This window comes from Microbulbifer sp. A4B17 (assembly GCF_003076275.1).
GTDB lineage: Bacteria > Pseudomonadota > Gammaproteobacteria > Pseudomonadales > Cellvibrionaceae > Microbulbifer.
In genome coordinates, this window is sequence record NZ_CP029064.1 from 4,228,354 (window position 1) to 4,239,159 (window position 10,806).

Sequence of the window (10,806 nt, forward strand, 5' to 3'; positions counted from 1 at the left end):
AAGTATGAAAAACGAAGCTCTATTTAGTGAAGTCAATCTGGGCCCATACACCCTGAAAAACCGTATTGTTCTGCCACCGCTGACCCGATCACGCAGTAGCCAGCCTGGTAATATTGCCAATGACTTGATGGCTAACTATTACTCACAGCGTGCTGGTGCTGGGTTTATGGTTACAGAGGGCACGCAGATCGAACCCAGGGGCCAAGGCTACGCTTGGACACCTGGAATCTATTCAAAGGAACAGATCGAAGGCTGGAAAAAAGTGACCAAAGCCGTGCACGATCAAGGCGGTATTATCTTTGCCCAGCTCTGGCATGTTGGGCGTGTATCCCACACTTCATTACAGCCTGACAATGCAGCGCCCGTTGCGCCATCTGCTATCCGTGCAGACGCAGTTAAGGTATTTATCGAGACAGGTCCAGGACAAGGCGCCCTGGCTGAACCCAGTGAGCCTCGTGCGCTGGCAACAGAGGAAGTTAAAGAACTGATTCAACTCTATGCCCAGGCCGCGCGCAATGCCATGGAAGCCGGCTTCGACGGCGTTGAGCTACACTGCGCCAACGGTTACCTTGTGAACCAGTTTATTTCAGAACATACTAATCATCGCGATGATGAGTATGGTGGTAGTTTAGAAAATCGTCTGCGTTTCCTTAAAGAAATTGTTGCAGCGGTATCAAAAGAAGTTGGCAGCGAACGACTCGGTGTTCGGTTCGCACCGCTTTTTGAAACTACCGATGAGGATAGAGTCTACCTTGGGCTGGTAGAGAGTGATCCCCACAAGACCTATATCGAAGCTATTAAGCTGCTAAATGAAGCCGGAATTGCCTATCTATCATTGGCCGAGGCGGACTGGGATAATGCCCCGGATTTGCCTGAGAATTTCTATCGAGAAGTACGTGAAATCTTTGACGGGCGTATCATGTATGCAGGAAAGTATTCCCCCGAAAAAGCTTTGCGAGTGCTTGACGCAGGTAACGGAGATATCTTTGGCTTTGGCCGACCTTTTATTGCCAACCCGGATCTTCCCACGCGTATTCGCAATGAATGGCCACTCAATCAGGTTGATCCGGAAACTATGTATGGCGGTACCGAAGTGGGGTATACGGACTACCCTGTATACCAGCCGTGATCTGGTGTAGGTTGGGCTCATTCATTATGAATTGCTAGCTGTAAGTGGCATTTCTATAAATATTTCTAAAGTCCCATGGGCGCTAGTCAAAAGGCAAATGCACTTATTGATTAGAAATAGATAGCCTCAGAAATCTATTTTCTGGGGCTTCTTTTATGCTTTCTTATAACTTGGATAGAGTAATAGGCTAAAGAATTTTATAAGCTTAAGATTCACAAGAGACTTGAAGCACTACAGAACTATCAACATTACTAACTGAACTGCGATATTATTTTTTGATTGCCAGGCTATCTTAAATAGAGGTAAAGCAACATTATTTGTCGCAGTTTCCGTAAAAGCTTTGCAAACTAAGAAAGGCCCCCAATACCAATTCAGAATCATCTTGTAGCTCCAGTGCTCTGTGCAAAGAGCCCCATATTTCTACATAGAAATACGGGGCCTCTTTTGATTCCAAGCCTGGCAGGCAGTTATTTGGAAGCTAATGCACGCTGCCCCGAACGCAAGTCAATAACAACAACTCCTCCCTGACCGCTATCATAGGCAAAGAGTCGACGGCCATCTTCGTCGATAGTCATGGACCTTAGACTGCCTGCCCAAATCTGACAAAATGAAATAGCACAATTCCTGCCACTGGATAGTATTGATTGGAAAAAGTCATCCAGACTGATAGCTATCAGATTCTCACTGTAGGTACCGTAAAGGCCGTCCGTGCCCACCAGAAGCCGATTGCCAATTGTATCCAAGGCTATGCCTGTAGGGGTCTGCTTTCTATTACCACCATGTACCGTCGCAGCGAGTGTGCTCTTATCACCAGTAGCCAAGTCTACTTGCCAGATGCCACCGGTACCTCTATCGCTGACGAAAGCGCGGTTATTAGCGAGATCTAGCGCTAAGCCGGACGGATAGTCAAAGAAGGGGGGGTCGCCGAGGGAGTCATCGCAAATAATTTCCCTGTCGCCGGTGTCCAGGTCGACACTTATCAACCCTGTGTGCTGTAACAAAACCATACGATTGTTGGTGGCATCCAGCTCCATGGCCTTCACGAGACCGAAGAAAGCGGGGCCTTCACCAACTCCAGAACCAGAGATTACCTGAGGCTCACCACTTTCTATGTCTACCTTAATCAATCGGTGGGGGGAGCTCTCATCAAATATATAGGCGTAGCGACCCGAATCGTCGGAAACGATTGTAGATGGACGAACGTCCTTTAAAGGAAAAGCGTTCGAGTCAAAGTCAGTCACGATAGTTCGATTGCCGTTCTGCAAGTCTATTTCCATAGCTATGGCATCATCATCATCGGAAACCGCCAGTAACCTATTGCTTGAGTGGTTATAGCTTACATAGTCCCAAATGTAGCTGGGTCCCGTCCCGACATGATTGGAGGAGATTTCTGTTCGATCACCGGTACTGATATCGACTGACATAATCACCGGATCAAAGCCAATTCCGGACACCAGCAGGCGATCGCTGTCTGGCCCTCGACTAATTGACCAGGGATTATGAAGCTGAAACCCTTCGCCTTTAGTCCAGCTAGTTACAACTGATCGATTGCCGCTTGCTATATCTATTTGCAAGATATCCTGGGCATTGCCGTTGACAACATATATTTGGCCACTGTCAATATCGAGGGTTAAATCCATTGGCATATAAATGGAGTTGCCACTGCCAGTACCATTACCGCTTATTGTCGTTCTATCGCCGCTAGCGATATCTATCTTAAGAATGGAATCGGTTTTTTCATCACCTACGTAAAGCTGTCCATTCACCTCATCTAATGTAATACCCGCCGGAGATACCATATCGGGGCCGGTGCCCGTCGGAGATGATGAATTGGAGCTGGATATTACGGAGTGATCCCCGTTCAAAAGGTCAAACCTAATAATCTCACCATAACTTCCCGCAGCTCTTGTAGTGTAAGCTTCATGTCCGGAGTCCGTCAGGGTTAGTGCATTTAAGTCTGCAGGAATCCATGTGGTCAATTGCGTACGGTCACCAGTGGCGCGTTGTACAGAGTAGATACTCCCGTTATCATCTAATACGACAAAGTAATCATTCGTAGGATCGCTGCGTACTTCTGGGAAGTTTTGCTCCATATCAATCGGCTCTAATATCGGACCAGAACCGATTGATGGTCCAGAAATCACTCGACGCGAATTGCCTATCTCAAATATCATGCCCAAAATACGATCGGCGAAATACCAGCCTCTATAGAAGTTGTCGTAAGACACACCGACCGGTGATTTGATTAACAGTTCATTCTTGACAGTATGTGAGTCTTGAACGGTCTCACCAGTGAAAAACTGAGCAGAAAGAGCGTAAGAGTCTCGACCTTCATTTATTAAACTATCGAGATACCAAAGTGATGAGGAAGTTGCATCTACAGTTGGCGACTGACTATCGAGAAAGATAGTGGCCAATTGCTCGGAGACATTTTCACCACTTTCCAGATCAAGGACCCTAGCAGTGAGGGCGAGGCTGGAAAGCCCTCCGCCCATATTAGCCCCTCCCGTTGGGAAGTCGATACGAGCTGTAGGTCTGATCAGATTAACCACGGCGACTTGTAGCGAAAGCTGGTTGGCAACTCCTTCACTATCAGCAGCGCTGATTGATAGTTGATAATAATTATCTTCGTCACTATCCGCAGGAGACTCAAAATCTGGGGCAGTGTTAAAGCTAAGTTCACCGCTAGCAGAATCAATAGAAAACAATGCAGTATCAGCATCGTCGCTCAATGAAAATGTGACCTCATCTCCATCTGGGTCCTGAGCCGTAGCGGTGTAAAAAACCCCGCTTACATCTTCTTCGACAGTAACTTCAGTTGCAGATGAAAACTCGGGAGCGCCATCGTTGACATTAGTAACTGTTACCACAATTTCCTGGCTCGTCTGACCTCCGTTGCCATCGCTAGCCTCGATTGTCACCTGGTAGATATTATCTCCATCTGCGTCGGCAGGATTCTCGAAGTCTGGAGCAAAACCAAAGCGCAACTGGTTACCGTTATCTATCAGAAAACGGGACTGGTCTTCGCCGCCGATAGTGTTGTAACTAATGCTGTCTCCATTGGCATCACTAGCGGATAGTGTAAGTAAAGTACCGGTACTATTTTCCTCCGTAGTGACTTCACTTGCGGAGACAAACTCAGGGGCACTATTAGTTGAACCACTAGACGAACCACCCGAGCCACCCGAGCCACCTTCGTTCGAACTGCCACCGCCGCCTCCACCTCCACAAGCGGAAATGGCAATGATAGAACTGAGGCACAAAACTTTCTTAAAGCTGCTCACTAAATGATCTCCCCAAGAGTCTTTAACAAAATCTTTTTTTTGGATTTTTATGGGTGCAACTTTACCAAAGAAAATTATGGACAGAATAAGGATTTTGATAAGATTTTATACTTGAAGCGTACCAGTTTGATTTGTGACCGCTAATTCACTTTAAATACATACGGACAAAGTGTATACCTTAATCCTAACTAGTAATTTTGTTTTATATATTTAATAAATTACTTATGAACCACTAATTCAGTAATGGATTAGCCTCCCTTCTTTGATAGCGCAGAAGCAATATTTTCTACCGCTGTTTCCATAGATACTTCACCATCCAGGTAAGGCTTCCAATTCTGGTCAAGCACCATCTTGTAGTCCCAGCGTCCAGTATACAGACCTCGAACTTCAGCATAAGGTACATATTCAGAGACGTCCTTGGATATTACTTTCTTAACTACCTCCCCAACTGTATAGAACTGTATCGGATGCCAAATTCCTTTGTGATTGTCCAGACCCAACCGGCTAAATTCTGTACTAATAATCTGCTGCAATTTACTATTTCGACCCACACTATTAGCATGAGAGATCTCATGGAAAAACATCTCCAGCGCGTACCAATCACTATAGTCAGGATAGGTGCTGTTAATAACGGTTTGGAAGCTTCTCCCAGAGGTAGTGGCGCCCTGACGCATTCCTGGTTTATAGACAATATTTACCGTATGTTCATCAGCAACCAGTTTTTCATCAAATAGCGCCTCTAAACTGCTGGAAATCGTATCTCCATAGATATCTAGCTTACTTTTCAAGTCCAGATACCACTTAAGGTTTCTCTCATGGTGGAGTTTCCAGAGCTTAGTTTTATAAATAATAGAAATTTCATTTATACGTGCATATAGGATATTGTCCACAGAATCCGGGCCAACTGGATTGCTTACTAACAGGAGCGCAGTTAAATCTGCAATCTCAGAATCTGATCTAAGGATATGTATATTTTTGTTAGCACCATACTTTCTATACTCGCTGATTGCATGATCAAAAAGCGCTTGTTCCTCAAAAGAAAGGCCTCCCTCATCTTTTAAAGTATCATACAAGTCTTCATCTCTCGCCAACTCATATAAAAAGAGGTGCATATTTAATTGTGGCTCACTTTCAAAATTCACCGAATGCCATTTTTTAAGCCCACTGATATCTTGATCCTCCGCCAGGGCAGAGCAAGATAGAGCGGAAATTATCAGAGCTGAAAATAAAGACCGACGCATAATAAGCTAACCTGCTATTTTAAATATATTTATATTTCTCAGGTTATCCTGACACTAATAAAAATAAATGGTTCTAAATGTTAACCTGAATATCAACATGCTTTTAATTAACCAATATAGATATTCAAGCAGCTACATTATGGACAAAAGCTTACATCCAGCAGTTGACACTTTCCAAAATTGGATGTTTTTTCGACAGTGAGCTATAAGAACGATAAAACGGCTTCCCGACAAATTACTTCTACCTACATTCTCAGTTGGCACGCCCCCAACAATTAGATTCAATTTTAACCGATTGGATCATATAATGAGCCCCCCTATTCTATTCTTACCTTCACAAGAGCCTCTTTGTAAGACCCATTACAATTCTTCATGTAAAATGCCCTGATTATTTGCGCGGTACGCCAAGTACGCTGTGCCGCCTTATAGAAACTTATAATTTCCAGAGTCCAAAAAAAGAAATGAAAAAATTCTTAAGTATTATTGTACTCGCCATAGCAACCACTTCCTGTATGAAACTCGAGGTACAACCTGGCAACGTTATCGGGGATACCGTAGATGCGGGTAAAGACGCGTTCCAGAGCATCAAGAGAAGCCGTAATGGTGAAGAGGAACGAAACTTTTCTCACAAAATCAGCTATGACGCAGCCAGCTCCAATGCAATCAATATCACTAACTGTAAGAAAGAAATGATGGAGATTATCTCTGCTTCTGAACTTACAGTATCGCAAATCTTGACTGAGTCCTCCGAAGTTATTGAGGATGAAGGTAATAAGAGCGTACAGTGCAGCGTAAAAGTGGTAGTTACTAAAAACGGCTAAAGTACCAAATTACAGGCATTCTACAGTCCAAGACTTCAATCGCCTCTAGAGCCCCTCGGGGCTCTATATCAATTCGCTTCAGTCTACTTGTAAACTACTACCTTTATATTCCATATCCAAGGAATGGGAAATGATTAAAAACCTCTCAAACTTACTTACTATTACCCTCCTCAGCATGTCCTCTACACTGGCACAGGCTGACAACACTAGCAGGGAAATAGATCATCTGATGGGTTTTGTCACCAGTTCAGAGTGTACTTTTATCCGTAACGGTAGCAAGCACAGCAGCCAGGAAGCCGTAGAGCATATGGAGAGGAAATATCAGTATTTCTCCAATAAAATTGAAAGCGCTGAAGATTTTATTAAGCTAAGTGCCAGCAAAAGCACTTTCAGTGGCAAACCCTACCATATCCAATGTGCCGATGAGCCCAAGGAAGAATCCCAGAAGTGGCTTTTAGATGAATTAGCACGTTACCGTGATAACTATACAGTTAAATCACAATAATAATTATAAGTTAATAGTCTGATAAACTCAGCACGATGAATATCGTCACCGAATGGTTTGGCTCCGACTTCAGCAAACTACATCCCCAACCGCAACGCCTGCACACCACAGGAGCAAAGCTAACCGGAAAGGTTAATGTTCAATTTGGCTCTGGACTAGCAGGTATTATTGGCAGGCGAATTGCCGGAAAAATGGGTATCCCAAAGTATACTGAGGAATCTTTTTTTTCAGTAAATATCCAGCACTCCTCAGATAAATTAATCTGGTCTCGCACCTTCGCAGAAGGCCATACGATGACCTCAGAGTTTGTACCTGTGGGAACGAGAGGAGAGGCCGGTTACTGGATAGAGAAAACAGGTATAACGAGTATCCACCTGGGTGTTTCTATAGAACAGGGTAATTGGTTGTGGATTCCTTACACAGCTTCTATTTTTCATATCCCAATTCCCTCTCTATTAAGGCCTAAGGTATCTGCAGGTAAGTCAATCGTTAACAGTCAATATCACTTCGAGGTATCGATTTCCCTACCCATTCTAGGTTTTATATTTAGCTATTCGGGCGTATTACGTGAACAGTTCACTCAAAATGCATAGTTTTGCTATTAGTCTTTTAGAAAGGTCCTTCGAATGCCTTGATTGCATATACTTGTAGCCAAGTACAACGAGAGATATTCTCACTAAAAAAATAGTGAACGATATATGGAAAGTGAACTGCGATCACTTCGCGCGGAACTGGCCCTGCTGGAGCGGGACAATCGCCGCCGTCTTGAGATATTCGAACAACGATTAGCGGCTTTAGAAGCACAGATACAGCAAGATAAGCCGGAACAATTAGCAGCCCAGCTCTCAACAAGGGATGATCCTGAAGATGAGCTGGCCCAGTTAATGGGGACGCATCCTTCCAGATCCCCCGTTCCAAAACTGGCTACCCCCTCTCCTGAGGCTCAAGCAGAGCCACAAGGCACCATAGCTACACCAAGTCCCGAAAGAGTGGGCAAACCTGGTAGACAGGCCAAATGGATATCAGAGGAACTGCCGAGCCTGCTGGAACCAGCTCTGGAGCCGCTCAACCGGGTATGGGGATCCCTGGTGAGCTTTTACAGACACTACCAAAGCCAGGGGAAAGCTCCTGTATTTTTTATGACCACTGCCGGTATCCTGGCTCTAGTGTTTGGCTTTGCTTACCTTTTACAGTTTTCTTTTAATGCCTACCTGGGCCCCGCCGGTAAGGTGGCCCTGGGCTTCCTGGTAGCAGCGGCAACGACTGTCGGTGGTGTAGCGTTCAGGCGGCGCAAGCCCAATATGGCGGACTATGGCTCAGGTCTGATTGCTCTCGGGGTCATACTGCTTTACCTGTGTGGTTACTTTGCTGGACCCTACTATCAGTTGGTCCCGGTCCCTGTCGGTGTCGGGTTGCTAGTAGCAACGACCGGGATATCCTATTTGCTCGCCCTGCTATTTGAGACCCGGGTTGTTTCCATGGTGACTCTGTTGGGCGGTGCTACCATGCCATTGGTGGCCAATCATTTTGATCCATCCGCGCTTATTTACCTCAGCTACTTGCTCGTACTCTCACTCGCCATGCTGCGTTTGTCCAAGCTCATTCATTGGCCGCAGCTGGCGGTAGTCACTATGGCACTGAGTGCGGTTATGTTCGAGTTCTCAGTAGCTAACCTGGGGGAATCTACTTCTGCCTGGGGCCTGCTACTGATACTTCACGGCTTCTTCTACGGCTTTGCTCACTACGTTTTAGGTGGGCTCAATGGCGGTGGATTGGATAAAAAGCGCCTCGGTATGCTGGTAGCGAACCTGGTGCTATTTATACATATAAGCTGGTCTCTGGCTCCCGCTGCAAGTGCGCTGGGTATGATTTGGTTGTTCAACCTATTACCCTGGGCACTGCTCACCATCTACTCCCGGCAGCTGCTCGGCTATGATGCGCATAGTGATTCTGCCCGCAGCATCCTCGCTGTGGCTTTGCTTCATGGGGGCTTACTGGCCGGACTAGCTGTTCTGGCGCTCTGCAGTCCTCAATTATTGGGCATCGTGTGGTGTCTTGAGGGGCTCCTGCTGATTTATCTTGGAGTTCATTTCGGTTTTATCAGCGTACGCACCGAAGGTTATATTGCCTTATCCCTAGCGGGGATAACCTTGTTTATACAGGCCCTGATATGGGTGGCTGAGAGTCTGGTGCCCGCACCACTTCTGCTCTCCCTGGAGGTCGGCGCGGGCTGGCTTAACTGGCTTACCCTCTGCGCGGCTGCTTTTGCGCTTACCCAGCTCTTACGCCATAGTGCCGATAAAATCACTCCCGCAGAACAACATTTCTCCTCTATCGCGGATAATGCTTTCGGGCTGCTTTTATCTGCGAGCTTCCTGCTATCGGTGGGCATTATCTGGCCGCAAGGGATGTGGTTGCTGGCACCAATACCTATGGTATTCCTGATCTGGCGTAGCCAGCATATAAATTCAGCATTTGGCGAGTGGCTTGGGCTCTGGCACTACCTTTTGCTGTTTGTCCCATTGTTGGCCAGTGCTTCAGTTGTGGGCAACCTGCATTTTTATGATCAAATCCCCTACGGTAAAATCGCCAGTATTGAAGCTTTCCTGGGACTTTGGTTACTCGCAGAGCTTTATCACCAGCTGAATATACAATCACCGGGTCAAAAACTGGCACTGGTACTGCGTAAACTCTTCTACGCTCTAGTGCCCATTATCGCCCTGCCCACCATACTGTATAAAGCCAGTGACTACTTCACCATCGCCTTATGGTTCTCATGTGGTATTTCACTATTCCTCTACACATGGCTGCGAATGGAACATCTGAAACACGAAGTTCGCATTTTGATTTCTGCTGCGAGCCTTATTGCTATCGGCGGTTGCCTCCTGCAGGAATTTGTCGATTGGCAGGGCCTGGCAATGGAGGGACTGATGCTGGGGGTCGTAAGTTTCTTAGGTTTTGCATGGCTCGGTCAGGGCCTAAAACGATACCCCTCAGACAAGGGTTGGCAGCAAATTATTCACTGGGCACTGAAACCTATATTCCCGCTGGCCTTCTACTACTTTGCTGCGGTATTGGTAGTTATCAGCTACGCCCTGAGCGGTGACTTCGTACTGTCATTACTGTTGAGCCAGCTCTATTTTGCAGGCCTGTTCTTCACTGTGCCCAGACTGGCGCCATTGCGCAACCAGCTTACGCCGTTCTATATGCTGACACTGGGTATATTTGAATTGATCACACTGATACAAGTCGCAGCTGTTATTGTAAAATCTCACAATGCCGAGTGGATTGGGAGCTACAACCTGATCTCGCTTGGCATCGCATCCCTACTGGTGTATCACAAATCCCTCCCCACCAGGGCCGTCTGGTCCGGTCATCGAATGGCAAATTTATGGCTGGTGCATATCACTGCGATCATTGTTTACATCGCTTTATTGGCACAGCTATTTGACGCCATGTGGCTACCGGCAGTCTCCTTCGCCCTTGTTGCCCATGCAACCCTGCTACTATTCCAGACATTAAACCCCGACACCCAGAAGTTGCTTAAGTTGTCGCTGATTATCTATGGCGTAGCTGCACTGAAGATTGTGCTATGGGATATGCAGGACTTCTCGTTGATACAAAAGATAGTCGTTTGCATGCTAGTTGGACTGTGTATGCTGGGTGCGGCATACCAATACCAAAGATTTTTACCGGGCAAAAGGCTGCCTAAATAGGCAGCCTTTTGTCTATGGCAGCACAAGTTAACGGGCATTCAGCATAAATATTGGCAATTCTTATTCTTTAAAAGCAGGTACCATTAGATCCAGGAGCGCTCTTCGAACTT

Annotated in this window: 7 protein-coding genes; 5 read left to right on the forward strand and 2 right to left on the reverse strand. The window is 46.1% G+C overall.

What is annotated here, in order from left to right; translation table 11 throughout:
* The first annotated feature begins 4 nt into the window (after positions 1–4).
* Positions 5–1,129, forward strand: a complete 1,125-nt coding sequence (locus BTJ40_RS18615; protein WP_108734479.1) for an alkene reductase — start codon at positions 5–7, stop codon at positions 1,127–1,129.
* Positions 1,130–1,596: 467 nt separating this feature from the next.
* On the opposite strand, the gene BTJ40_RS18620 is transcribed toward BTJ40_RS18615, so the two are convergent.
* Positions 1,597–4,413: a hypothetical protein gene (locus tag BTJ40_RS18620; RefSeq protein ID WP_108734480.1), complete on the reverse strand. Its 2,817-nt coding sequence runs from the start codon at positions 4,411–4,413 to the stop codon at positions 1,597–1,599.
* A 248-nt stretch (positions 4,414–4,661) separates the two neighbouring features.
* Complete coding sequence (locus BTJ40_RS18625; protein WP_108734481.1) at positions 4,662–5,654, reverse strand: hypothetical protein; 993 nt, start codon at positions 5,652–5,654, stop codon at positions 4,662–4,664.
* A gap of 512 nt (positions 5,655–6,166) precedes the next feature.
* On the opposite strand from BTJ40_RS18625, the gene BTJ40_RS18630 reads away from it, so the two are divergent.
* The 4 genes from BTJ40_RS18630 to BTJ40_RS18645 all read left to right on the forward strand — a co-directional run bounded on the left by BTJ40_RS18630 (position 6,167) and on the right by BTJ40_RS18645 (position 10,696).
* Entirely contained in the window at positions 6,167–6,475 is a 309-nt protein-coding gene (locus BTJ40_RS18630) for a hypothetical protein (RefSeq protein WP_157954163.1), read from the forward strand.
* 130 nt (positions 6,476–6,605) lie between these two features.
* Positions 6,606–6,980 carry a DUF5329 domain-containing protein gene (locus BTJ40_RS18635; RefSeq protein ID WP_108734483.1) on the forward strand — a complete coding sequence of 125 codons (375 nt, stop codon included), beginning with the start codon at positions 6,606–6,608 and terminating at the stop codon, positions 6,978–6,980.
* Positions 6,981–7,015: 35 nt separating this feature from the next.
* The gene (locus tag BTJ40_RS18640) at positions 7,016–7,573 is read left to right on the forward strand and encodes a DUF4166 domain-containing protein (protein ID WP_108734484.1); all 558 of its coding nucleotides are present in this window, start codon (positions 7,016–7,018) and stop codon (positions 7,571–7,573) included.
* Between the two features lie 105 nt (positions 7,574–7,678).
* Positions 7,679–10,696, forward strand: a complete 3,018-nt coding sequence (locus tag BTJ40_RS18645; protein ID WP_108734485.1) for a DUF2339 domain-containing protein — start codon at positions 7,679–7,681, stop codon at positions 10,694–10,696.
* Positions 10,697–10,806 lie beyond the last annotated feature (110 nt).

What these genes read in the sequence shown, in the direction of transcription:
- BTJ40_RS18615 (WP_108734479.1), top strand. Translation starts at nt 5, where the DNA reads ATGAAAAACGAAGCTCTATTTAGTGAAGTCAATCTGGGCCCATACACC.
- BTJ40_RS18630 (WP_157954163.1), top strand. Translation starts at nt 6,167, where the DNA reads ATGAAACTCGAGGTACAACCTGGCAACGTTATCGGGGATACCGTAGAT.
- BTJ40_RS18640 (WP_108734484.1), top strand. Translation starts at nt 7,016, where the DNA reads ATGAATATCGTCACCGAATGGTTTGGCTCCGACTTCAGCAAACTACAT.
- BTJ40_RS18645 (WP_108734485.1), top strand. Translation starts at nt 7,679, where the DNA reads ATGGAAAGTGAACTGCGATCACTTCGCGCGGAACTGGCCCTGCTGGAG.
- BTJ40_RS18625 (WP_108734481.1), bottom strand. Translation starts at nt 5,654, where the DNA reads ATGCGTCGGTCTTTATTTTCAGCTCTGATAATTTCCGCTCTATCTTGC.
- BTJ40_RS18635 (WP_108734483.1), top strand. Translation starts at nt 6,606, where the DNA reads ATGATTAAAAACCTCTCAAACTTACTTACTATTACCCTCCTCAGCATG.